Raw genomic sequence first — 23,640 nt, 5'->3', positions numbered from 1 at the left:
GCAAGGCCAGGCGTGATGAACGCCTGACCCTGCTGTTATCGAGCACCACCCAACGGGTTTTGCGATGCTGGACAACAGATGACGTGAACGGCAAACCGGCCTGACGAAGAACCTGTGCGGCTACACGGTTCAAAACCGTTCCCCTATTTAGGATCGTCAGGCGCGATTTTCATCGAGGCGCAGTACCGAGTCTGACGCCGGATAGATTGAGGCAAGCCAACCCACGCATCCATGAACAGTATTGCAGAAACGGGGGGTGACCATAGATGTAGCCGCTGCCGCAGCCTGCGATAGACCCGCAGGGTCTCCAGCACCCGCAAGCCCCCCGCGAGCGTGCCGCTCGATCGCAGCCTGCGGCAGCGGCTACACAAGCATCGGGGCTGACCGGACGGCAGGCGTTTAGCGAATCGGCAAGGCAATCGGCCGAATCGGCGCGGCATCGGCACCGCGCAACTTCAACGACGCGCCGATAAAGGCGAACTGGTACACCCGGTCCCGCGACAGGCCTTCGAGGTTGACCAGTTCCAGGATCGGCGCGCCCTGCATCGCCAGCAGGTAGGTGTGCAACGGCAGGTAGTTGCCTTCCACCTCCGACGGGAAGGTCTCGAAACTGAGGTTATCGGCGCCCACCACCATGGCGCCGCCCTCCTCCACCAGGAACTTCGCCGCGTCCAGGCTCATGCCCGGCGGGTTGGCCATATAGGCCTGGGCCTTTTCGTAGTCGCGCATGCGCCCGGTGCGGATCAGCACCACGTCGCCCTTTTCCAGGCTGACCTGTTGCGCCTTCAGCGCCTGCTGCAGGTCGGCCCGGGTCACCCGGTAATTGTCCGCCAGCATGTCCACGCCCTTGGCCGCGGCGACATCGATCAGCACCCCGCGGGCGACAATCGGCGGCAGTTTTTCCGCGCCGGTGACGTTCCAGCCACGGTCACCCAGGTGCTGGTCGGCGCGAAAGCCGTTCCAGATCTTGCCGTCGAGACCGAAGTGGTTGAGCGCATCGATATGGGTGCCCATGTGGGCATACATCGACACCGCCGAGCCGGTGTAGCTGACATGCCGGTTCATCGGCTCGCCGACCTGCATCGGGTCGGCGATCACATTGCCGTGCGGGGTGTGGGTCATCCACATCTGGTACGGCGGATCGCCCGCCGCCTGCCAACTGGGCATGCCGACGAAATACTCGACCGCCAGGTCGTAGGCCTGGCTGCCGCTGACCCGGGCCATGATCGCCGCCCGCGACTGCTCGGTGATCAGGTTCAGGCGGCCAATCTCATCCTTCGGCCCCCAGGGGCTGACGCCGACTTCGGCCTGGGGCGCGGCGCCGCACAGCGCACTGAACAGCGACAAGGCGGCCAGGCCAGGGATGACACGCAACAAACGGGAAACAGCCATGACGACACTCCTGTGAAATGAAGTGTCCATGGTATGGATTAACAATTCGGCGATAATCAGCCGTTTCGTTAAGACATATTCAACCCAGGAGAAACAATATGGATGTGCTGGCAGCCATGCGCACCTTTCGCCGCGTGGTGGAGCGCGCCAGCTTCAGCCTCGCCGCCAACGACCTGGGGCAATCCACCGCCGCAGTCAGCAAGCAGGTGCGCCAGCTGGAGGAACACCTGGGCAGCCTGTTGCTGCTGCGCACCACACGCCGCATGAGCCTGTCGGACGCCGGCCAGGCCTACTTCAGCGAGTGCTGCCACCTGCTCGACGAACTGACGGCCCTGGAATGCGCGACCCGCGCCGGCACCCGCGAGCCCGGCGGCCGCTTGCGGGTCAACGCGCCACTGTCGTTCGGCCTCAAGGTGCTGTCGCCGATCCTGGCCGACTTCATGCGGCGCTACCCGCAATTTCGTCTCGACCTGACCCTCGACGACCGCCTGCTGGATGTGGTGGGCGAAGGCTTCGATGTGTCGCTACGGATTCGCCGACAACTGAGCGACTCGTCGCTGATCGCCCGGCGCCTGGGGGAAATCGAACAGGTGATCTGCGCCGCCCCGGCCTACCTGCAGGCCAAGGGCAGCCCGCAGACCGTCGATGAGCTGCGCGAGCACAGCTGCCTGGCCTATCGCCTGGCCGAACACCCCGGCCACTGGCAGCTGGAAGGCCCGCAAGGCAGCAGCCGCCTGGAACTGCCGGTGCGTTTTGCCGTGGACAACAGCCTGATGCTCAGCGACATGCTCCAGGCCGGGCTGGGCATTGGCGCCCTGCCCTCGTTCATCGCCCAGCCGCTGCTCGATAGCGGCCAGTTGCAGCGGGTCCTGCCCTGCTATTCCATGCCACGGCGGACCATCTACGCGGTGTATGCCAGCAATCGCCATGTGTCGCAGAAGATCCGCTTCTTCGTCGACTTCCTGGCCCAGGCCCTCGGCCCGCTCCAGGAGGCCGATCAGGCCACGCCCGAGCCGGCGGACTGAGCCTGGGCCACCAGCCAATCGATCAGCCAAGACGCCGCCGGCCCCGGTGGCGTGTCGAGACGGTAGATGGCGTCGAAGCCGTAAGGCAGGCTCTGGCTGCCCGGCAGATCGAGTTGCACCAGGCGCCCGCTGGCCAGGTCCTCCTCGACCATCGGCGCCGGCATGTTGCCCCAGCCGATGCCTTCCCTGAGCAGCATATGCTTGGAGCCCAGGTCCGCCAGGCGCCAGCTGTGGGTGCCGACCACGCCGAAATCCTGGTTGCGCGTCAGCTCGGAACGGTCCGACAGCACCAGTTGCACATGCTCGCGACCCGCCCCCGGCAGGTTGACCGATGCTTGCGCCAACGGATGTTCCGGAGCCGCCACCGGGATCAGCTGGACGAACCCCACCTGCACCCGCTCGATACCGGTCAGATCACGGTGCACCATGCCGCTGACACCCACCGCGGCGCGCCCCGCCAGCACCATCTCGGCCACCGCGCCCAGGGCCTCCATGTGCAGGTGCAGCTGCACCGTGGGGAACTCGCGGCGGAAGTTTTTCAGCGCATCGACGATGCGCGCCGCCGGGAACATCACGTCGATCACCAGGTGAACCTCTGCTTCCAGGCCTTGCAGCAGCCCCTTGACCTTGGCCCGCAGGCCGTCGATGCCGTTGTAGATGCTCCGCGCCTCGGCCAGCACCGTGCGCCCGGCCTCGGTGAGCTGGGGTTTGCGGGTGGTCTTGCGGTCGAACAGGCTGACCCCCAGTTGCAGCTCCAGGTTGGCCATGGAATAGCTGATCACCGAGGTGGCGCGATGCAGCTTGCGCGCCGCGCCGGCAAAGCTGCCGACCTCGACGATGGTGAGGAAGATGCGCAATTGATCGAGGGTGGGCGTACCGGGGTTGCTGGACATGGGGCTGTTCTCGCAAAGGCTACGTTCTAGAAAATCGAATCTGACACTCGAAATTATTCGGCTATTGCGTTCATAACGCCAGTGGCAAACTTCTCTCCATCGCGGCGCACCAAGGTGGTGAGGCCGAACCCACTGAGAGAATCCAGCATGTCCACACTGACCAACAGCCTGTCCACTACCTCGAACAGCAACGCCAGCATCAGCCTGATCGGGCGCGTCCTGCTCAGCGCCATTTTCATCCTTTCCGGCTTCTCGAAAATCGCCGCGCCGGCCGCCATGGTCGGCTACATCCAATCGGTCGGCCTGCCCTTCCCGCAACTGGCCCTGGGTATCGCCATCGCCGTGGAACTGGGTGGCGGCCTGTTGCTGATCGCCGGCTACCGCACCCGCCTGGTAGCCCTGGGCCTGGCCGTGTTCAGCGTGGCCACCGCCCTGGCCTTCCACAACAACCTGGGCGACCAGAACCAGTTCATCCACTTCTTCAAGAACATCGCCATGGCCGGCGGCCTGCTGCAAGTGGTGGCCTTCGGCGCCGGTCGCTTCAGCCTGGATGCCCGCCGCCAGGGCTGATCGGCCTCCCCCACGACAACGCGGCGCCCAAGGGCGCCGCGTTGTCGTTTTTGCGAGCCAGCTAGAGATACCCCGGCTTTCTGTAAGAGCCCGGAGCTGGTAAAGACCAGGCTGGATCTGCTCGACTTTCCGACCATTGCGCTCCTGCAGATGGGTTTGCTTGCAGCAACCAATCGCAGTGACGAATTCGTCACACAGAAATTGAACAGATGGTCCCCCATGGGCTGCAAACTTTGAGCATTCCAAGTTCGGCCAGCTTCACGGAATAACTTCAGCGCAATGTCTTGCGGCGCCTGAAAACTGGTATCAACGGTTTTACTTCCATATAGATACCCCCTTGGAACGGCGCATGTCGGCCTTACCGCAGTCGTAGCCGATCAGCGTTACGATGCGCTGCCCGGTTTCCTGGGCGCGTAGCCAAACCCGGTGCGCTGGCTGCGCATTAGGGCCGCGCTTGGCCTCATTTACTGTGGACCAGGACAGCTCTTGGCGGCGGCCTGGAGTGCCTTGGCGTAATCCACGTAATTTTTTGGATCGTAGGGCTCGGCGGTTATATCAAAGCTCGACTCGCCGCCGTAATCGATATTCTGCAAGACCCTCAAGGCCCACTGCTGGCCGTCATGCTTTGCCAACAAGCCAAAGACGTGGCTACTTAAATCACTGTTTTCGCCCAGAACGGAATAGCGATAGTTCAGGCTTTTGTACCAGTAGGGCATCGCAGTGATGGCCCGTATAGCCACTTTCGCGAGTTTTTCATCAGCAGCACTCAAGGTATACATGTGACCGATCGTAAGCTTTGCCGCATATTCCAGTTCTGCTACCGGGGCGGATAATGGCTCTCGGCTGACCAGGCGTGATCGGCCGCAGTGAAAAACCCAACGGCCGGCCTTCACATAGTCATCGGCATAGATCACTACGCCGTTGCCCAAATCTGTCTTGTATACGCTCGTCATTACCTTGAATCCGTAGTTGGCCACGATCAGTAGCAAAGGAGAAATAATGGTGAAAGCTATCCAGAAGCCTTTACTTCGGTAGAAACTCAAAATGGCCTCCTGGAACGCCAATGGGCGTGTCGCCTGAGATAACTGGATTGATTGCACCTATGGACTGGTAGGTGAAATCAAACATGTCATTACTGTTTTGTCGTTCCTTAGCAAGCAGCCCCCACCTCCTACACCACTCATCCCCAGGTGCGGCTTTGAAACCACAAAGCTTGCCCAACTGCCGCTCCTCGAATGCCCCCCAGGTGTTCTTGTAGTCCGAACGTCGAACAAAGGCATGCACCTTGATCTGCAGGTGATTGGCCAACAGCTGCGCCAGGCTCTCATTCGTCTGCGGGAAGAACTGGATGCCATCTTCGACAGGGAAGTCAGACCGATTGCCCATACCTGTCCTGCAGGCGTAGCTGTCGATCTGCGCTGAACTGGCAAACGCCGAAGGTGAAATCTTGTCGTAGCTCAGTACGTCCAGGGACATTTGGAAATCCCCGGCAAGCTGATAGCCGAAGGCGATCCGATGCGGCACGCCGTGGCTGAACAGCGATAGGTGCTCGATGGGTGATTGCTTACGGTCTTTGCCCTTGGTTCAGGTAGTCGATCAGCTCTTGGATGTTGGCCACACGAATAAAGCCAGCACCATATGCATCGGCGGATCCGCGCGCAGCGCTGAGCATTGCTTCGCTATATGACGGGGTGAACACGACCAGTGTCCGCGCCTGGGCGGGCTTGCTGCGTTTGAACACGGCCAGCTCGCGCACAGCCTGCCCGATGAACATCATTTGGTTGCCCGGGCTTGTGTCGTGCTGGCTTCCGGCGACGGCGATTAGCTCAGGGGTCAGCGGCTCCTCGGGAGCTGTTGAGGACGAATTGCCAGGTTGTACCAGCGCGCCGGCGAGCAAGGCGCGTTGCTCAAGCTGTGGGTCGGCCAGCAGCTCAGACATCAATTGATCGTTCACTGAGCCGTCCGGGCGCACGGCACCGAGCTTGGCGAAGTCAACGATAGCCTGGATTGCTGCACCGCCGAACTGGAAGCCGCCGAAGGTATCGGGGCTGCCCGAGATGATCGTTCCGCCGTGACTGGTAGGGCTGCCCATATGAGCCAAGGGACGGTTGTTGATCAAGATCGACGGAAAGCCGGTGGTGATGACTGCGCCACAGCCGCAAGTGTCACCGACACGAGCAGCGCCCATGAAGTTGATATTCACGTTGGCAGAAGCTGAAGCAATTGGAGTTGTGCCATGCCCCGGCAACGGGCAGACATGTTTGTCGCCCAAACGTGCTGAAGAAATCATGCGCCGTCCTTGTTCCTTGCATAAAAAAGCCCCCATCAGTGGGGGCGAATAGCGTTTGTAGTTGGTGATCGAAGGCTACTGTAAATACCAGTACGCAGTCTGTAGGGGATTTCTGAAATATCCTGAAGTTCTCTGACTACCAGGCTGAATAGGGAAGAATAAATTCAAGCCACCCTGGCCTGGCGTTTCCTGCAACCTTCGATCGATTGTCCGGTCACACTCCCCGACGCGCTCGCCGCCGGCGCCATGCGCCAACTGGCCGCCGGCAGCGCCCGGGATATTCCCCTACTGGCCGGCGAATCCGCCGCCGCGGACCTCGCGGGACTGAGCCTGATGTGCAAGGATGGCGCGCGGCGTACCGTCGCGCACCTCGACGCCCACTCGGGCGTCCTGCTTATCAACACCGAAGGCGCCACGTCGCCGGCGGTGTATCAACAACTGGTCGGTGAAACGGCAGACTCGGTCCTCCAGCGGCAGCAGCAATGGCGCCAAGCGTCCATTGCCTGACAGGCGCCCGGGGTGACCGCCAAGGATTTTTATGACAGCCCTCAACACCCACACCTCAGAGCAACAGATCAGCCCCGGCCGCCTGGAACAGATGGCCACGCGCATTGCCTTTTTCATCGCCGGTTTCGGCATCGCCGCCTGGGCGCCGCTGGTGCCCTACGCCAAGGCCCGGGCCGGGCTCGATGAAGGCACCCTGGGCCTGTTGCTGCTGTGCCTGGGCGTGGGTTCGATCCTGGCGATGCCGATCGCCGGAATCCTGGCCGGGCGCTTCGGCTGCCGGCGGGTGATGGCCGCCGGCAGCCTGCTGATCTGCCTGGCCCTGCCGTTGCTGGCTACGGTGAGCACGGTGCCGCTGCTGATCGCTGGGCTGTTCCTGTTCGGCGCCGGGCTGGGCACGGTGGACTCCACGGTGAACCTGCAGGCGGTGATCGTCGAACGGGCCAGTGGCCGCCCGATGATGTCGGGCTTCCATGGCCTGTTCAGCCTCGGCGGCATTGTCGGCGCGGCCGGGGTCAGCGCCATGCTTGGCCTCGGCCTGTCGCCGCTGGGCGCGACCCTGGTGGTGGTGGCCTTGCTGGTCGTCGCCCTGCTCAAGGCGGCGCCGCACATGTTGCCGTACGGCAGCCGGAGTTCGGGCCCGGCCTTTGCCGTGCCCCACGGCGTGGTGCTGTTCATTGGCTGCCTGTGCTTCGTGGTGTTCCTCGCCGAAGGCGCGGTGCTGGACTGGAGCGCGGTGTTCCTCAGCGCCGAACGCCAGGTGGATGCCGCCTATGCCGGCCTGGGTTACGCGGCCTTCGCCCTGACCATGACCGTCGGCCGACTGACCGGCGATGCCATCGTGCACAAGCTGGGGGCCACGCGGGTGATCGTCATGGGCGGCTCGGTGGCCGCCGCCGGCCTGCTGCTGGCGACCCTGGCACCGGCCTGGGAAGCCGCGCTGGTGGGTTACGCGCTGGTAGGCGTCGGCTGCTCGAACATCGTGCCGGTGCTGTACACCGCGGTGGGCAAACAGACCGTCATGCCCGAAGCCATCGCCGTGCCGGCCATCACCACCCTGGGTTACGCCGGCATCCTCGCCGGCCCGGCGCTGATCGGCTTTATCGCCCACGGCAGCAGCCTGAGCATCGCCTTCGGCCTGATCGCGGTGATGCTGATCGGCGTGGCGGCCAGCGGCAAAGTGTTGAAGGTTTGAGCCCTTTCGCGGGCCATCGTTTTCGAGATCCCAGGAAGGCCCTGCGGGCCTTTGCGCAGCCTGCGGCAGCGGCTACACAAGCATCGGGGCTGACCGGAATATCGAGGACGTCACCGCTCCCTGTAGCCGCTGCCGAGCCCGCGAGGCTGCGATAGACCCGCAGGGTCTCCAGCGCCCGCAAGATCCCCACGAGCGTGCCGCTCGATCGCAGCCTGCGGCAGCGGCTACAGGGGTTTGCGCCGGGCATAAAACGCGGGTAAGCCTCGCTTCTGTAGGAGCGAGGCTTACCCGCGATGGGCGCGACGCGGTCGGTCAGAAGCCGACGCTGGCCTGGACGAAGAAGGTCCGTGGCGCGCCGACATAGAGGCCGGAGTTGTTGTCGCTGGAGCGGGTGAAGTACTGCTTGTCGAAGAGGTTCTTCACCCCGGCGCCGAGCTTGAGGTTCGACAGCTGGGAACCGAAGTCATAACCGCCACGCACGTTCCAGGTGACGTAGCCCGGCATATCGCCGTATTGGCCGTCGGCGCTGCCTTCGGTGATGTAGTTGTCGTTGAAGCTGCCGTCGGCGTTGACCATGCTGCCCGGCGAGCGCTGCTTGGACTGGGCGAAGGCATCGATGTTGTAGGTCCAGCGGTTGATGTCGTAACGCAGGCCGAGCGTCGCCACCTGGCGCGAGTAGAACGGCAGGTCGCGATCCTTGAACGCCGAGCTGCCGCCTTCATAGGTCGCACGGGTGTAGGTGAAACCGGCATTGGCGGTCAGGCCGTCGAGGCGCCGGTCCAGCGCGGCCAGGTCGTAGTGCACCGACGCCTCGATCCCCTGGTGCTTGGTGGCGCCGAGGTTGGTCCAGCCGACATCGTTGCTGATGTATTGCAGCTCGTCCGAGAAGTCGATGTAGAACGCCGTCAGCTCACCGCCCCACACCTCATCGTTGTAGCGCGTACCGATCTCGTAGGTCTTGGCCTTCTCCGGGTTCAGGCCGTTGGCGGTCTGGTCGCCCACCCCGCCCTGGCCCAGCTGGAAGTACTGCAGGCTGCCGAACGACGTCTCGTAGTTGGCGAACAGCTTCCACGCATCGGAGAGGTGGTACATCACGCTCAGCGCCGGCAGCGGCTCGTTGCTGTTGATCTCGCGGCGCTTCTCCTGCACCGGCACGCCATTGGTGCCGGCCACCGGGCGGTCGTGCCATTCGGTGCGGATGTTCTCGAAGCGGATCCCCGGGGTGATGGTCCAGTTGCCGACGTCGATCTTGTCGTCGATGTAGAAGGCCGTGGCCTCGGTGCCGCCGGTGCGGTCCTGGTACACATGGCCGTCGGAGCCCGGGCGCACCACCGGCTGGTTGTTGACCAGGGCCAGGCGGCTGGCCTCTTCGTGCATGCCTTCTTTCAGGTAGCGCATGCCGACGCTGGCTTCCTGGGTGGTCGGGCCGAGGTCGAACACATGGGACACCCGCGGCTCGATGCCGAAGGTGTAGTAGGTGCGCGGATAGGACACCAGGGTCTTCTGGTCGCGGGCGGCGATGGTGCTGCCACGGAAGCTGTCGGAGTAGTAGGTCAGCACTTCGAACTGGGTGCGGTCGTCGATCTGGCGCAGGTACTTGAACGACACATCCTTGCGGCGGCCGCTGAAGTTGTCCCAGTCGCGGTCCGACTGGTACGGGTCGGCGTCGTACTGCTTCTGCGTCAGGCCGCCGGGCATGTCCGCCTTGGCGTCGTAGTAGTGGAAGTTGAGGCTGAAATCGTCCTGGTCGGTGGGCGCCCAATGGGTCTTGAGGATCACGTCGTCGATGTCGTTGCCGTTGTTGCTGGCGCGATAACCGTTGCCGTTGACCCCGGAGTACAGCAGCGCGGCGCCGATGCCGTTGTCCGCAGTGCCGCCGAGAAAGGCCGTGTCGATGTGCTTCCAGCCGCCGCGCTGGGAGGTTTCCAGGGTGCTGCCGATTTCCCCGGTGGCTTTTTCCGGGATGGCCCGGGTCACGAAGTTGATCACCCCGCCGACGTTCTGCGGCCCATAACGCACGGAACCGGCACCGCGCACCACGTCGATGCTGTCGAGGTTGCCCGAGGAGATCGGCGCCATCGACAACTGGGGCTGGCCATAAGGCGCGAAGGCCGCCGGCACGCCGTCGATCAACACCGTGGAGCGCGGCGACAGGCGCGACGTCAGGCCGCGCACGCCGACGTTGAGGGAAATATCGCTGCCGCCGGTGCCGTTGGCATCCTGCACCTGCACGCCGGGGACCCGACGCAGCACATCGCCGACGTTCATCGCGCCCTGCTCGACCATGGCTTCACGTCGGATCACCGTCCGCGCGCCGGGGTGGTTCTGCACCACCGCCGCGTTGGCGTCGCCCAGCCAGTCACCCACCACGCTGATGCTGGTGGCGCCCAGTTCCAGAGGGCCGTCACCCGCCGCCGACGGCGCCGGGCTGAGGGTCACCGAGCCGCCGTCGATCTGGTATTGCAGGCCGCTGCCCTGCAGCAACTGACGCAGCGCCTGCTCCGGCGACAGCTTGCCGTCCACCGCCGGGGCCTGCTTGCCGGCCACCAGCTCAGGGCTGAAAAACACCTGCAGCGAGGTTTGCAGCCCCAACTGGCTCAGGGCCTGGCCCAACGGCTGGGCCTGGATGTGGATAGCGCTCGACGCCTGTTCGGCATGGGCCTGGGGCAGCGCGGCACTGACCGCCAGGGCCAGGGCCAGCGGCAGCCAGCGGGTGGAAGGCGAGCAAGGATTGTTGTTATTCAGGTCGAGGCGTTTCAAGTTCGAGCAGTCCTGTTGATCGCAAGAAGATGCGTCTGTTAATACAAACCAGTTGCAGTTGGACAAGAAGACGAAGAACTCGAAAAAAACCTGAATCTATCGCGCAATTATTTCCTGGCTACCGTCGGCGTGGGTCTTCACCGCCACCGGGAGGATGCTCGGCAAGGCCTTGAGCAGCGCGTCGGTGTCGTCGGCCTTGAACACGCTGGTCAGGCGCAACCTGCCCACCGCCTCGCTGCCGACCCGCAGCGGCTGCTCGCGATAACGCGACACCTCGGCGGCCACCTCGTTGAGGCTGGCGTTGTTGAACACCAGCTTGCCACTGCGCCAGGCGGTCAGCGCCTGGGGATCCACCGCGTAGGCCGCGGCCACTTGACCCCGGGCATCGACCGCGGTGCCCAGGCCCGCGGTCAGGTTGACGAAGTCGCTGTCGGCGGCGTCGCGCCCCTGCACCCGCCCCTGCACTCGCACCGTGCCCTGCTCCACCGCGACCCGGGTCTGGGCAGCATCGCGGCGCACATCGAAGCGCGTGCCGGTGACCGTGACCTTGCCGGGCCCGGCCGCCACCACAAAGGGCCGGCTGCTGTCGTGCTCGACACTGAACATTGCCTCGCCTTCGCTCAACTCGACGCTGCGCAGGCCTTGTTCATAACGCACCCGCAAGCGGCTGCGGCTGTTCAGGTCGACCTGGGAACCATCGGGCAAGGCCACATGGCGGCGCTCGCCCGGGGCCGTGGCGAACTCGGCGCTGTACCCGGCAGGCTGGTTCAGGCCGCTGAACAACCCCAGGCCCACGGCCACCGCCAGCACACTGGCCGCCACTGCATATCGCAGCAGCGGCCGGCGCTTGACGGTCAGGTTCGGGGTTGCGCATAGCGCCTGCAAACGCGCCTTGGGCACCCGATCGGTGGCCGCCCATAGGCTTTGCAGCAGCTGGAATTCATCCCGATGCGCCTCGTGCTGCGCCAGCCAGGCGTCGAAACGCTGCCGCTCCTCGGCGCTGACCGCCGGTTCTTGCAGGCGCACAAACCACAGCGCCGCCTCATCGCGAACCGTCGCCTGCCCGCACGCGCACTCACCAATCTGCGTCATGGAACATCCTGTTGGGCTGGGGGTGAAAAAGGCATGGCATTCATCAGCGCGGCCCGTCCACGCGCTCGCGCAGATGCCGCAGGGTGCGGATCATATACTTTTCCACCATGTTTTTTGACAGCCCCAGGCGCTCGGCAATCTCGGCCTGGGTCAGGCCTTCGAGCTTCTGCCAGACGAACACCTTGCGGCAGTTCAACGGCAACTCGCCAAGGGCCCGTTCGATGGAGTCAGCCAGCTGGATCGCATGCATGAAATGCTCCGGGTCGCCGCCGGGCGACGCAACTGGATACACCGCCTCCATGGCGCCGCGCCGGTCCTCGCGGCGATAGGCATCCACCGCGATATTGCGCGCCGTCTGGTGCAGATACGCCCGCGGCTGCTGCACCGCCGCCGCATCCGACTCCAGCACCCGGACAAAGGTGTCATGAGCCAGGTCTTCCGCCTGCGAACGGTTCTTCAGCCGACGCGTCCAGGTGCCGATCAACTCTTCGTAGTGCTCGAAAAAGCCTGGTCGGCGTGACGGCTTGGGGGTCATTGCAGTGTGCTGAGGGTGGGGAAGCGTGAATAGTAATGCTTCTTATTAAAGGCGGCAATTGATTCAGCAGACCACCCATCCCTGGGGTCGGCATGGAAGACGATAAGGTCAATCAACGCCTGGAGTGCGTGGGCGGCAGGGATAATCCAGCCACGGGGCTGAACACCAGATTGATCGACGAAGCCCGATAGGGAAATGGGAGGGATCAGGGGGCATAAAAAAGCCGCTCCCGAACGAGAGCGGCAAAAGCCCGCGACAAGCATCACGGGCCCTGTTACCGGTCAAGCTTGCGCGGTCATGTCCAGTTGGCCGCCAGCACAGGTTGCAAGGCCTGTTGCTCGGCCGCGCCGAAGGTCATGGTCGCCGGTGCTGCCGGCGCGAACGCCGCCATGGCCTGGACCAGGTTTTCCACATCGTTGCCCAGCAACCGGTGACGGTCGCCGGTCATGATGTCCCGTGGACGCTCGGGGGTCGCGGCGTACCAGTTGTGCAGCGTGACCTCCTGCTGGCTGCCGATCACCGAGATCTGCAGGTCCTGCCCTTCGTGCTGGAACCACAGGCGCTCGGGGCTGATGTCCTGGCCGAACACCAGCTGGCCCATGCTGCCGCTGAACTCGAGGTCGTTGACCCCGTGCCCGACTTCCACGGTGGGCATGCTGCCGCTGACCAGCACCTTGTTGTTGCCATCGCCCAGCTTCACCGTGGCGAAGGAGCCGCTGTCGGTGATGCTGTTGTTGCCATGGCCGACCGTGAGCTTGTTGATGTCGCCGGCGATCACGTTGTTGCCGTTGCCCAGGGTGATCTCGGCGCGGCTGCCCGTCACGTTGACCTTGTTATCACCGTTGCCGGCCACCAGCTTGGCGCTCGACGCCTCGACGTTGATGGTCTTGCTTTCGTCGCCCAGGCTGACGTTGGCGAAGAAGCCCTTGACCGTCATGGTGTTGGGATCGCTGGCCACGGGCGCGGGATCGACGCTCGGCAACGGGCTCAGCGTGAGCGGGTCGCGCGACGAGCTGGTCACCGGGTCCACGGTGGTGGGCGTTGGACGCGAACGGATTCTGTCGCGGATCGAAGCGTACGAGAAATCCTCGGTGTCAGTCACCGATGGCAGCGGATCATCGAACTTGAACCGCGGGTCCGACGCCGTCGGGAAATCGGGCACAGTAACCCGCGGACGACTCACAATATCCAGGTCGCGATGGCTGGTATCGACCACCGGGATATCGGGAATCACGATCGGCCGCGGGCTCGGCACATCCACCGGCGTGCGTCCCCCTTGATCGCGTCCGACCGGGCCGATATCCGGCAGCTTTGAAGGCTGCAGCGAACCGATGCCGCGCTCGGCGAGAATCTGCTCGATGGTCTTGTGCTCGGGAACCGTCGGCCCCTGGTTGCCGCCACGCTCGGCCAGGATCTGCTCGACAGTCTTGTGTTCCGGCACTTTCGGGTTCAGGTCGATACCCCGTTCGGCGAGGATCTGCTCGATCGTCTTGTGCTCCGGCAGGGTGATGTCCGGGATCGTCACCGAAGGTTGCAGCACCGGATCGACCACTGGAACGCTGACGGTCGGATGCAGATCGACAGGCGGCAGCGGCGGCACCACGACAGGCTTGTCGACACCAGGACGCTCGACAATCGGCGTCAGCGTACCCGGTACAGTCACCGTCGGCTGTTCCACCGGAGCCACCACCGGGCCGACTGGCGTCACCACGTCCGGTGCATGCTCGGCGAAGATGAAGTCCGAGGCGCTGACCTGCGCCACATCCAGCGCATCCAGGTACAGCAGGTTGACGTTCGAGTCGGCGCCCTGGGCGCCGGTACGCGTCACATATACCCCGTGAATCTGCGTCAGGCCGTTGAGGGTCGCGCGATTCTTGTGCTCGAGGGTCAACTGGCTGAAATCGGTCACCCCGGTCTGGCGCAGGTCGATCTTGTCGATGCCATGGCGGAAGCCGCGCAAGGCGTTGTTGTAGTCCTTGACGCCCGACTGGGCCGCCACCACGAACACATCCGAAGTCGCGCTGTCATGGCTGTAGATAGTGCCGCTCAACGAAGCGACCATCTTGCCCTGGGCGTCGCTGCTGTACATCACGCCCTTGCCGCCGCCGTTGAGCAGCACGGTGCCCAGGCCTTCCTGCGGCTGGACCGCCGAGGCGTCGCTGTTGACGTAGGCCGTCGGGGCGACAAAGGTGTCCTGGAACTTGAAGTTCGCCGCGCCGATCCCGGCCAGCGACTGGTTCTTCAGGACAATGCTCTGGCCCTTGGCCAGGTCGATCTTGACGTCCGCACCTTGCTGGCTGAGCACCAGGTCGGTGAACTTCTTCCCGGCAAAACCCACCAGGTCGATGATCTCGCCACGGGCAGCCTCGAAGTGGTTGATGACATCACTACCGCCATCGCGGCGATGGACCACAAAGAAGTCCTTGCCCGCGCCCCCCGTCAGGCTGTTGTTGCCACGGCCGCCGTCGAGCAAGGCATCGGCATTGCCAGCCACCAGCACATCGTTGCCGTCGCCGGTGACGATGTTCTGAATGCTCGGCGGATTTTTCACCGTCAACGCCGCGCCGCCGAGGCTGGCGACACCGGTCAGCAGGTTGATCGAGCTATCCCCCGACACCGCCGCCGCGTTGAGGGTATTGCGCCCGCCCGCGACACCGTTGACCGCGTCGTCCAGGACGCCACGGTTGGCATGCCCGACCACCGACTTGAGGTATTCGTCGGTGTAGAAATAGGTGTCGTCCGGGGCGCTCTTGCTGCCGTACAAGCGCAGCGACCAGGCATTGAGCGTGACCGGCAGGCCGGAAGCCGAATCGCTCACCTGCAAGGTCCAGTTGCCCGCCGAGCGCTCGCCGAAGTCATGGGTCGTCATAAAGGTGTATTTGAACGATCCCGACTGCGTGCTGCCAAGGTCCGTGGCGCTCGCCCCCGGCATGCCGTCCGGCACCTTGCCCTGGCGGTTGAGCAGGACGCTCTGGGTACCGTCGGGCGAGATCAGCTTGAGCGTCAGGTCGCCAAGGCGGCCCACCTGGGCGTCGAAATCGATCTCGACGTGTTCCACATTGAGGCCGGCATTCATGGCGATGGACGAGCTCAGCGTGCCGCCCGCCGCCAGGTTCTTGCCCAGGGCGCCGCTGGAGGCGCTGTAGACATACTCGTTGGCGCCGGTGCTCTGGGTCATCCAGGCTTCGGCCAAGCGCACCGCGGCCCGCGCGTCGACTTCGCCGAAGCCGTAGTCGTTGCTGGTGTGCATGCCGCCGCCGTTCCAGTGGTGGGCGGCGTTGTCGCTCCACTGTGTGGACGGGTCGTTGATCTGGCGCGCCGAGAGCGCAAGGATCTGCTGCACGTCGCGGTAGCCCAGGTTCGGGTTGGCCTCGAGCATCAGCGCGACGATGCCGGAGACGATCGGCGCGGCAAAGCTGGTGCCCTGCATGCTGGTGTAGTCGTTGCCGAAGGTCGAGCCACGGTCGGTTTCCAGCATATGGCTGGTGGACACCACGTTGCTGCCCGGCGCCGACACCAGCAGGCTGGCGCCCGGGTTGGAGAACGGCGAGGAACCGATCTGCAGGGTCGACAAGTCGCCCTGGGCGTTGATCGCGCCGACTTCCACCGAGAAGCGGTTGTTGTTGGTCAAGGAGCCCTGGGCATTGCCACCGGTCGCGCGGCTGTTGCCGCCGGCCGCGACAATGATCGTGCCCAGGCCGCCACGACCGTTACTCGCGGCGTACTGGGCATTCATGCTCAGCGCCGTGGCGGTGTTGACGAAGCCGTCCTGGAAGCTGCTGAGGGCGAAATCATTGGTGAAGCCCCAGCTGTTGTTGGCAATGTCGAAGCTGACCATGTGCCCTAGCCCGGCGAGGTCGGCGCCGCTGTTGGCCAGGTAGTAGCCGCCCAGCGTCGCGCCGTAGGCCACCCCGACCCCGCCCGTGCCATTCTTGGCCGCGACCATCACCCCCGCCACCATGGTCGCGTGGTTGGACACCAGGCCCGGTAAGCTGCCGTTGCTCTGCTGGGTCTGCAGCCAGGCCTGATCGACGTTGGCGGCCAGGTCCGGGTGGGCGATGTCGAAGATCTCGGGCGCGGTGGCGAACTGGCCGCCCGGCTCGAACTGGCCAATGCGCACGCCCTTGCCGGTGTAGTCCTGCCAGACCGGCAGCACGTTGGTATCGCTGAGGTACCACTCCTGGGCCGCCAAGGGGTCCAGCGGCACTTCCGGGGTCAGCAAGGTCACCCCGGCGCGCATCGGCGCGGTCTGCCCGCTGCTCAGGTCCACCACCGAAGCCGACAGGTTGCCGGCGGCATCGACCACGCCGTACTTGAAGCTGAGCAGGCCGGTGTAGTGGGCATCCGGAGTGAAGAGCACGTCGCCCTGGGCCGTGAGGCTGACAGAGCCGCCAACCGCGTCGCCGACGTTAGCGATGCGCAGCGCGCCCTGGCTGTTGAGGTGTTGATCGTTGGCCAGCAGGCTCTGCGCGGCAATCAGGTGAGGCTGGGTCCGGTTGAAGGCCTTGCCGTCCTGGTCGAGGCTCAGCACATCGGCCACCGGCATGGCGTTGGGCGTTTGCAGATCGACCGCCGAGATATCCGAGAAATTCAGCTTCTGGATGTTTTTCAGGGTCACCGTACCGTCGCGCCCGGCGACCTTGTCGGCCACCTCATAGCCGCTGGCGGTGCGGGTGATGCGGTAGTCGCCATGGTTGCCGTGCAGGGTCACCAGGTTGATCCCGCCGTCGCCGTCGATGGTCGCGTTGCCGTGGCCGACTTCGATCACGTCATTGCCCGCGCCGCCGAAAATCCGGTCGGCGCCGCCACCGGCGTGAATGATGCTGCCGCCTTCGGCGGCGTAGATCACGTCGCCCTGGGGCCCGGCGTAGATCACCGCCTTGCCGCTGCCGCCGATGATGGTGTTATGGCCGCTGCCGCCGACCAGCACGTCGCTGCCCGCCCCGCCCACCAGGGTCGAATTACCGGAACCGCCCTTGATGAAGGCGCTGCCGCTGCCGCCGCTGATCAGCGTGTCGTCGCCGCTGCCGCCCTGGGCAATGGTCAGGCCGGCCTGGGCCATGTTCAGCACCACGCCCTTGTCGCCGACGACGATCGCCGTGTCGTGGCCGCCGTTGCCGTGGAGGTTCTTCATGTCGTCCGAGGCGCTGACCACAAACACGTCGTCACCCTTGCCGCCGACATAGGTGTTGCTGCCGCCGCCACCCACCAGCCAGCCACCGGCCGGCGCGGCGATCAGTGTGTCGTTGCCGCTGCCGCCGTACAGGTTGCCCACGCCCAGTTGCGCGGCGTCCAGGGTTTCACCGGTGGTGCTCTGGCTGGCATAGGCAGTGGTGGTGATGCCGTTGCTGGTCGAGGTCACCTTGGTGCCCGCGCCCTGGGCGCTCAGGGTGTTGCTAACCGGGTCACCGAGGAAATCCACCGCCAGCGCTTCCTGGCTCTTGCCATTGATGGTGAACGAACCGGTGGCGAGCACCCGGTTGCCGTCCCGCACTTCGGTTTGAGTGGACGCCGCGGCCCGCACGTTGATCTGGGTGATGCCCAGCTCGGCCAGGGTCTTGAGTTCGCCGCCATCGACTTTCGCGTCATGGGTGCCATCGACCCAGACCCGCAGCTTGCTCCAGATCGGATCGCGCTGATCGATCACACCGTCCTTGTTCGCGTCCTCGCTGGCCAGGGCGGCAAAACCGTCCTTGAACTTCGCCTCGCCCGCCGCGCCGTTCACGCCGGCCTTGCCGCCGTAGTACTCGGAGAACATCTGGCTGACGTCCTTGATCTGGCCGCTGCCATCGTCGATCACCAGCATGCCGGTGCTGCGATCGGCCCAGCCGCTGCGCTTGAGCGTGCCGCTGTGGTCGGTGTCGAACAGCACGCCGTCGCGGATGTCGGTCATGTGCACGCCGTTGCCGGTCAGGTCCAGCAGCAGCGGGTCGACGTAGGTGTTGAAGGTGGTCATGGCCGACAGGCCGTTCAGGGTCACGGCATTGCGCAGGCTGAAGTCCGGCTTGGTGCTGTCCGGGGCCTGGTAGAAATTCGACAGGTAGGTGTTGGGCCGGGCATTGGGGTCGAGCTGCATCTCACCGGGACGAATACCGCCCGAGGCCAGGCTGGACATCTGGGTCGAGGTGAAGTCGGTTTTGTTGAGAATGCCGCCGACGGCAAAAATGCTGTTTGTCGCCGAGTTTTGAATGAAGCCGTTGGCGACGTCCTGCTGGGCTTTGCTTTCGCCCTGGATGTGTTGTTGGGGTTGGGGGGAAGGGTTGATGTCGATGTTGATCAGGCTGGAGGTCTGAGGAGCGGTAACGACATCACCCACACCAAGCCACAAACATTGCTGGCCGTCTTTCGCTTCATAATATTCACCGTGACGGGTCAAGTCGTCACGAATGATCTGGGCGCCATACGTATGCAGAAGATTGTTGACCGGCTTTATGTTATCCGCCGGAAAAAGAGCGCCCTCGAAACCTTCACCATTAAAACCAATGGACTTCAGCGAGGCATATACGAAATCCACGCAGCTATTGGTTAGAAGCCTATAACGCGTGTTATCAAATCCGCCGGACGCGGGATTCTCCGAGAAAGCCAGCAAACTTTTATATTGAGCCTCGGTCAATGCCACGCTAACTTCATAGACCGTTTCCTTGTAGCCCGCATTGTCATGCCGGCCTACTTGCCCTGGCCCGCGCATCTCATCGAACTTTGATTCAAAGCCATAGCTGGCGCTTTCGCCTACCCCATCGCTCAAGGCATACCACATATGCCCCCCTGTCGATGAGTGGCTATCGCCTGCCTTGTGATCCGCTTTATCCTGCTGATAGACGTATTCCGCGCCTGCCTTTGCGACTTTATAAGTCACACTGTACTTCTTCTCCAACTTCCAGCTCCTTAAAAAAGCTCACCACAATGCTTCAATGCTTTGGATCGTAATAAGAAAACTCTACAAACCCCTCGATACCCCGGAACGCTTCCAGGTCACCGAGTGTACTGACTTCAACCGAGTAACTCCCAGGTGAAAGTTCCAACGTCTTGATCAGCCTTACCGCGGTATTCAAACGCCTCCCCTCATAGTCAAACGTCTGCCCCCATTGGACACCTACTGTTATCAAGCTTTTTTCAAAGAATACCTGGCCGTCTTTCAAGACCCGAAGATGGATGGGGATAGCCACTCCATCAACGCCATAGTTCCCCCAGACTTCAATCTGTTTGAGTATCTCGGGCAGAGTGTCTTTTTTGGTAAACAGCAAGGCGAATCTGTAGTCACCGGTCTTCCTGACCAAAAACTCCGCACTGGCGGACTGTTCCGCCCGAGAGATATCCAGGGGCTTTACTATCGATACAGGCGCAGAACAGGCGGTCAGCAAAAAACATACAGCACCTAAAACTCCGTTACGCAAAACACTGATCAGTCCATGCATGACCTACTCTCCCCGAAAGTTCTAATAAACTTGCCCACCCTTGTTCCCAACAAATTCAACTACCACTTGAACCTTCCCGTCATCCCATTTCCAGCAAGTACCTGGAGAGGCAAGCACAAGAACAATGCAATAACAAAAGCCCACAACCAGGGCCAGTGCACTACAACTCCGAAGCAGCTGCCATATACCAAGGCAGATCACCAGCAAATATGGCTTAAGAACAAGAGGCATCTTTTCCTGGAAGGCGATACACCGGGAACTTCACTTCAACCGTCCTAGCGCTCGCGCAGGCTCTCATCCACATGCTGTTGCAAGGGACTCAGGAAGTAGTCGATCACCCGGCGCTGATCGGTCTTCACTTCCGCGGTGATCGACATGCCCGGCGACAGCGCCACGCGTTGGCCATTGACCATCAGGTGATCGGACTTCAGGCGAATGCGGCTGCTGTAGATCGGCCCGCGCTTCTCATCTTCGATGGCGTCGTTCGAGACATTCAGCACCTCGCCGTCGACGGTGCCGTATTTGGTGAAGGTGAAGGTTTCCACTTTCACCGTGACCGGCTGGCCGGCGCGGACGAAGCCCACGTCTTTGTTTTCCAGCATCGCTTCGACTTCGACCGGTTGGTCGGCGGGCACTATGACCATCAGCGGCTGGGCCGGGGTGACCACGCCACCGACGGTGTGGATCGCCAGTTGTTGCACGGTGCCGTCCACCGGGGCCTTGAGGCTGGTCAGGGTTTCCTGGTAACGGGCCTTGGCCAGTTCCTGGACCAGGCTCGCGGCTTTCTGATTGGCTTCCTGTTGCAGGTCGAGCATGGCCCGGCGGTTCTGCGCCACCACGCCTTCGCGCCGGCGCCGCGCCTCGGCCTGGGCGGCGCTGGACTGCAAGACACTGGCCTGCTGCACGCTCAGCTGGCGCAGCAGGTCGAGGCGCGCCTGCTCCTTTTCCAGGTACTCGTGGCGTGCCACGTACTGTTGCTCCAGCAGCCGCCGGTAGTCCTCGGCCAATTGCGTGGCGATCGGCACGGTTTGCCGCAGGCTGGCCACCTGGGCCTGGGACGACTGGATTTCGGCGCTGCGCTGGAGGATTTCCGCGTCCACCAGCTCCAGGTTGCTGCGGTACTCCTGGTACTGCCCCTGCAACCAGCGCTGGGCGCTCTGCACCTGCTCCGGGTTGGCGTTGGCGCCGGCGTTGGCAAGCGGGCCGAGCAGCGACGCCGGCGGCTGTTGCTGGTTGATCGCATCGAGCATGGCCGCGCCACGGGCGCTGTCGACGCGGGCCGCCAGCAGCTCGCTCTGGATCCGCCTGACGTCGGCATCCGCCGCCGTCGGGTCGAGCTCCACCAGCAGTTCGCCGACTTTCACCGCCTGGCCGTCACTGACGTGGATCGCCCTGACCACCGCCGTTTCGCTGGACTGAATCAGCTTGGTCTTGCCATTGGGCACGATCTTGCCCGGCGCCACCGCCACCACTTCGATCTTGCCGATAAAGGCCCACAGCAGGGCCAGCACGGCAAAACCGAGGATGCTCCAGATAAAGATCCGCGGCGCCGGGTGCACGGGGGTGTCCTGCAACTCCAGGGCGGCGGGCAAAAACTGCGCCTCATGGGGCAGGCGCTGCACGCTGTCCATGCTTTTGCGCTGGCGCCAGGCGTGCTGCCAGGCGTCGCGGTAGCGCTGCAATAACGAAGGAGTGGCGCTCATGGGCAATCGGTCCTTGAATCCGGATGGCATCCAGCCCCGCCCCTGCGGCGAGGGCGGCGGCCGAACAAATAACCTGTGAATCGGGCGCTGTTCAGCCCTGCTGCATGCGGTGCAGGCGCGAATAGTGGCCGGCCTGGTGCGCCAGCAGTTCGGCATGGTTGCCCTGCTCGACGATCTGCCCGCGGTCGACCACCAGGATGCGATTGGCGTCGCGGACCGCCGACAACCGGTGAGCGATGATGATCACCGTGCGCCCGGCGCAGATGCTTTGCATGTTCTGCTGGATGATCCGTTCGGACTCGTAGTCCAGCGCGCTGGTGGCCTCGTCGAAAATCAGGATCCGCGGGTTGCCGATCAAGGCCCGGGCGATGGCGATGCGTTGCCGCTGGCCGCCGGACAGCGAGGTGCCATGCTCCCCGACCATGGTGTCGTAACCTTCGGGCAACTCCAGGATGAACTCGTGGGCCCCGGCCATGCTGGCGGCATGCATCACCGTTTCCAGCGGCGCGCCCGGATCGCTCAGGGCGATGTTTTCGCGGATGCTGCGGTTGAACAGCATGTTGTCCTGCAACACCACGCCGATCTGCCGGCGCAGCGAGGACACGTCCGCCAGCGCCAGGTCCATGCCATCCACCAGCACCCGTCCACGCTCGGGCACGTACAGGCGCTGGAGCAGGCGCGTCAGCGTGCTTTTGCCCGAGCCGGAACGCCCCACCACGCCAATCACCTCGCCGGCGGCGATCTGCAGGTTGATCCCGCGCAGGATCTCCGAGCCGTCGGCGCGATAACGGAAATGCACCTGGTCGAATTCGATCTGCCCCCTGAGGGGCGGCAAGGCGCTGCGGGTCGCCTGGGAAAGCTCGGTGCGGGTATTGAGGATATCGCCCAGGCGCTGCACCGAAACACCGGTCTGCTGGAAGCTGGTCCACAACTGCGCCAAGCGCATGATCGGGCCGCTGACCCGGCCGGCCAGCATGTTGAAGGCGATCAGTTCGCCCACCGAAAGCTGCCCGTCGATCACCAGCCGCGCGCCCAGCCAGAGGGTCGCCACAGTAACCAGCTTGCCGATCAGCGACACGCTCTCGTTGGCGATGGTGGACAAAGTCTGGGTCTTGAACCCGGCCGCGACATAAGCCGCCATCTGGTTGTCCCACTTGCGAATCGCCTGGGGCTCGACGGCCATGGATTTTACCGTGTCGATGCCGTTCACCGTCTCCACCAGGAACGCCTGGTTCTCCGCGCCGCGAGTGAAACTGTCCTGCAAGCGGGCGCGCAGCAACGGCGTGACAAACAGCGAGACCAGCACGTACAGCGGCAGCGACAACAGCACCACCAGGGTCAGCCAGCCGCTGTAGTAGAACATCACCAGGATGAACACCAGCGAGAACAGCACATCCAGCAACAAGGTAATGGCGTTGCCGGTCAGGAAGCTGCGGATGTTCTCCAGCTCACGCACCCTGGCCACCGAATCGCCGACCCGGCGCGCCTGGAAATACGCCAGCGGCAGGTTGATCAGATGGCGGAACAAGCGCGAGCCCAGCTCCACATCGATACGGCTGGCGGTATGGGCGAACACGTAGCTGCGCAAGCCGCTCAAGGCCGACTCGAACAGCATGATGCCGAGCAACCCGGCGGCGATGACATCCAGGGTGGTCAGCCCGTGGTGCACCAGCACCTTGTCCATCACCACCTGGAAAAACAACGGCGTCACCAGGGCAAACAGCTGCAGGGCAAAGGACACCAGCAGCACCTCGCCCAGCAGCTTGCGGTATTTGACGATGGCGGGAATGAACCAGGTGAAATCGAACCGCGAGGTTTCCCCCGGCAACCCGGCTTCGGAACGCAGCAGCACTAGCTCGCCGGTCCAGCGCGCGGCCAGGGCCTCGAAAGAGATGACCTCAGGCCGATCCGCACGCGGGTCCTGGATCAGCGCCTGGCCCTGGTCCAGCTTGGCAATGATGAAAAACCTGCCGTCGCCATCGGCCGCGATCGCCGGCAATGGCGTGCGCTCCAGGCGCGCGATGGAGGTGCTGACCGACTTGGCCCTGAGCCCCAGCTTGCGGGCGGCGAGCAGCAGTTCGCGCTGGGTGAACGGCTGGTTCTCTGGAGCGAATTCATGGGCCAGTTGCTCGGCGGACGCCGCCACCGAATGAAACCGGGCCAGCATCACCAGACAGACCAGGCCGGTGTCTGGCGTGGGCGACTCGGCGCCCCTTCCTTGTTCGCTCATAAGCTTCCATGCATGCCGCGTTGCGGCCGTAAAGTC

15 protein-coding genes and 1 pseudogene are annotated in these 23,640 nt (G+C 63.7%); 4 read left to right on the top strand and 12 right to left on the bottom strand.

Features of this window, described 5'->3' with window-relative positions:
• Positions 1 to 399: 399 nt before the first annotated feature.
• Positions 400 to 1,392, bottom strand: coding sequence for a cyclase family protein (locus CRO75_RS28495; protein ID WP_085534018.1), 993 nt, complete (start codon positions 1,390 to 1,392; stop codon positions 400 to 402).
• Between the two features lie 98 nt (positions 1,393 to 1,490).
• Here CRO75_RS28495 and CRO75_RS28490 point away from each other — a divergent pair, with 98 nt between their 5' ends.
• Entirely contained in the window at positions 1,491 to 2,417 is a 927-nt protein-coding gene (locus CRO75_RS28490; protein ID WP_097139718.1) for a LysR family transcriptional regulator, read from the top strand.
• Here CRO75_RS28490 and CRO75_RS28485 read toward each other — a convergent pair.
• Positions 2,390 to 3,310, bottom strand: coding sequence for a LysR family transcriptional regulator (locus CRO75_RS28485; protein ID WP_097139716.1), 921 nt, complete (start codon positions 3,308 to 3,310; stop codon positions 2,390 to 2,392). The genes CRO75_RS28490 and CRO75_RS28485 overlap by 28 nt on opposite strands.
• 147 nt (positions 3,311 to 3,457) lie before the next feature.
• Here CRO75_RS28485 and CRO75_RS28480 point away from each other — a divergent pair, with 147 nt between their 5' ends.
• On the top strand, positions 3,458 to 3,880 hold the full coding sequence (locus CRO75_RS28480) for a DoxX family protein (RefSeq protein ID WP_007932743.1): 423 nt from the start codon (positions 3,458 to 3,460) through the stop codon (positions 3,878 to 3,880).
• Between the two features lie 464 nt (positions 3,881 to 4,344).
• On the opposite strand, the gene CRO75_RS28475 is transcribed toward CRO75_RS28480, so the two are convergent.
• From CRO75_RS28475 to CRO75_RS33390, 3 genes and pseudogenes are all read right to left on the bottom strand, one after another.
• Positions 4,345 to 4,923, bottom strand: coding sequence for a hypothetical protein (locus tag CRO75_RS28475; RefSeq protein ID WP_097139714.1), 579 nt, complete (start codon positions 4,921 to 4,923; stop codon positions 4,345 to 4,347).
• Complete coding sequence (locus CRO75_RS33395; protein ID WP_239990658.1) at positions 4,904 to 5,356, bottom strand: hypothetical protein; 453 nt, start codon at positions 5,354 to 5,356, stop codon at positions 4,904 to 4,906. Before CRO75_RS33395 ends, CRO75_RS28475 begins: the two co-directional genes overlap by 20 nt.
• Before the next feature lie 364 nt (positions 5,357 to 5,720).
• Positions 5,721 to 6,170: pseudogene (locus tag CRO75_RS33390) on the bottom strand (PAAR domain-containing protein); the annotation flags it as partial.
• 246 nt (positions 6,171 to 6,416) lie between these two features.
• Between CRO75_RS33390 and CRO75_RS28465 the strand changes: the two are divergent.
• Together CRO75_RS28465 and CRO75_RS28460 are read left to right on the top strand one after the other, a co-directional pair.
• Positions 6,417 to 6,677 (top strand): hypothetical protein, encoded by a 261-nt coding sequence (locus tag CRO75_RS28465; protein ID WP_097139712.1) that lies wholly within the window; start codon positions 6,417 to 6,419, stop codon positions 6,675 to 6,677.
• A 31-nt stretch (positions 6,678 to 6,708) separates the two neighbouring features.
• Positions 6,709 to 7,869, top strand: coding sequence for an MFS transporter (locus tag CRO75_RS28460; RefSeq protein WP_062825260.1), 1,161 nt, complete (start codon positions 6,709 to 6,711; stop codon positions 7,867 to 7,869).
• A gap of 312 nt (positions 7,870 to 8,181) precedes the next feature.
• Here the strand turns inward: CRO75_RS28460 and CRO75_RS28455 are convergent, their stop codons facing one another.
• From CRO75_RS28455 to CRO75_RS28425, 7 genes are all read right to left on the bottom strand, one after another.
• A complete protein-coding gene (locus tag CRO75_RS28455) occupies positions 8,182 to 10,629 on the bottom strand; it encodes a TonB-dependent receptor (RefSeq protein ID WP_177409798.1) in 2,448 nt (815 codons plus the stop codon).
• A 96-nt stretch (positions 10,630 to 10,725) separates the two neighbouring features.
• Entirely contained in the window at positions 10,726 to 11,721 is a 996-nt protein-coding gene (locus tag CRO75_RS28450; protein ID WP_097139710.1) for a FecR family protein, read from the bottom strand.
• Positions 11,722 to 11,764: 43 nt separating this feature from the next.
• Positions 11,765 to 12,256 carry a sigma-70 family RNA polymerase sigma factor gene (locus tag CRO75_RS28445; RefSeq protein WP_097139707.1) on the bottom strand — a complete coding sequence of 164 codons (492 nt, stop codon included), beginning with the start codon at positions 12,254 to 12,256 and terminating at the stop codon, positions 11,765 to 11,767.
• Positions 12,257 to 12,551: 295 nt separating this feature from the next.
• Positions 12,552 to 18,572, bottom strand: coding sequence for a S8 family serine peptidase (locus CRO75_RS28440; protein WP_239990657.1), 6,021 nt, complete (start codon positions 18,570 to 18,572; stop codon positions 12,552 to 12,554).
• Between the two features lie 592 nt (positions 18,573 to 19,164).
• Positions 19,165 to 19,671 (bottom strand): DUF5625 family protein, encoded by a 507-nt coding sequence (locus tag CRO75_RS28435; RefSeq protein WP_097139703.1) that lies wholly within the window; start codon positions 19,669 to 19,671, stop codon positions 19,165 to 19,167.
• A 275-nt stretch (positions 19,672 to 19,946) separates the two neighbouring features.
• Positions 19,947 to 21,374 carry an HlyD family type I secretion periplasmic adaptor subunit gene (locus tag CRO75_RS28430; protein WP_097139701.1) on the bottom strand — a complete coding sequence of 476 codons (1,428 nt, stop codon included), beginning with the start codon at positions 21,372 to 21,374 and terminating at the stop codon, positions 19,947 to 19,949.
• Positions 21,375 to 21,465: 91 nt separating this feature from the next.
• Entirely contained in the window at positions 21,466 to 23,604 is a 2,139-nt protein-coding gene (locus CRO75_RS28425) for a type I secretion system permease/ATPase (protein WP_097139699.1), read from the bottom strand.
• Between the last annotated feature and the right edge of the window lie 36 nt (positions 23,605 to 23,640).

Source organism: Pseudomonas sp. LAMO17WK12:I10 (assembly GCF_900215185.1).
Taxonomy (GTDB): domain Bacteria; phylum Pseudomonadota; class Gammaproteobacteria; order Pseudomonadales; family Pseudomonadaceae; genus Aquipseudomonas; species Aquipseudomonas chlororaphis.
Note: the sequence above shows the minus strand (reverse complement) of the source record. Positions and strands in the feature narration are given on the sequence as shown.

What these genes read in the sequence shown, in the direction of transcription:
- CRO75_RS28495 (WP_085534018.1), bottom strand. Translation starts at nt 1,392, where the DNA reads ATGGCTGTTTCCCGTTTGTTGCGTGTCATCCCTGGCCTGGCCGCCTTG.
- CRO75_RS28490 (WP_097139718.1), top strand. Translation starts at nt 1,491, where the DNA reads ATGGATGTGCTGGCAGCCATGCGCACCTTTCGCCGCGTGGTGGAGCGC.
- CRO75_RS28485 (WP_097139716.1), bottom strand. Translation starts at nt 3,310, where the DNA reads ATGTCCAGCAACCCCGGTACGCCCACCCTCGATCAATTGCGCATCTTC.
- CRO75_RS28480 (WP_007932743.1), top strand. Translation starts at nt 3,458, where the DNA reads ATGTCCACACTGACCAACAGCCTGTCCACTACCTCGAACAGCAACGCC.
- CRO75_RS33395 (WP_239990658.1), bottom strand. Translation starts at nt 5,356, where the DNA reads ATGTCCCTGGACGTACTGAGCTACGACAAGATTTCACCTTCGGCGTTT.
- CRO75_RS28465 (WP_097139712.1), top strand. Translation starts at nt 6,417, where the DNA reads ATGCGCCAACTGGCCGCCGGCAGCGCCCGGGATATTCCCCTACTGGCC.
- CRO75_RS28460 (WP_062825260.1), top strand. Translation starts at nt 6,709, where the DNA reads ATGACAGCCCTCAACACCCACACCTCAGAGCAACAGATCAGCCCCGGC.
- CRO75_RS28450 (WP_097139710.1), bottom strand. Translation starts at nt 11,721, where the DNA reads ATGACGCAGATTGGTGAGTGCGCGTGCGGGCAGGCGACGGTTCGCGAT.
- CRO75_RS28445 (WP_097139707.1), bottom strand. Translation starts at nt 12,256, where the DNA reads ATGACCCCCAAGCCGTCACGCCGACCAGGCTTTTTCGAGCACTACGAA.
- CRO75_RS28435 (WP_097139703.1), bottom strand. Translation starts at nt 19,671, where the DNA reads ATGCATGGACTGATCAGTGTTTTGCGTAACGGAGTTTTAGGTGCTGTA.
- CRO75_RS28430 (WP_097139701.1), bottom strand. Translation starts at nt 21,374, where the DNA reads ATGAGCGCCACTCCTTCGTTATTGCAGCGCTACCGCGACGCCTGGCAG.
- CRO75_RS28425 (WP_097139699.1), bottom strand. Translation starts at nt 23,604, where the DNA reads ATGAGCGAACAAGGAAGGGGCGCCGAGTCGCCCACGCCAGACACCGGC.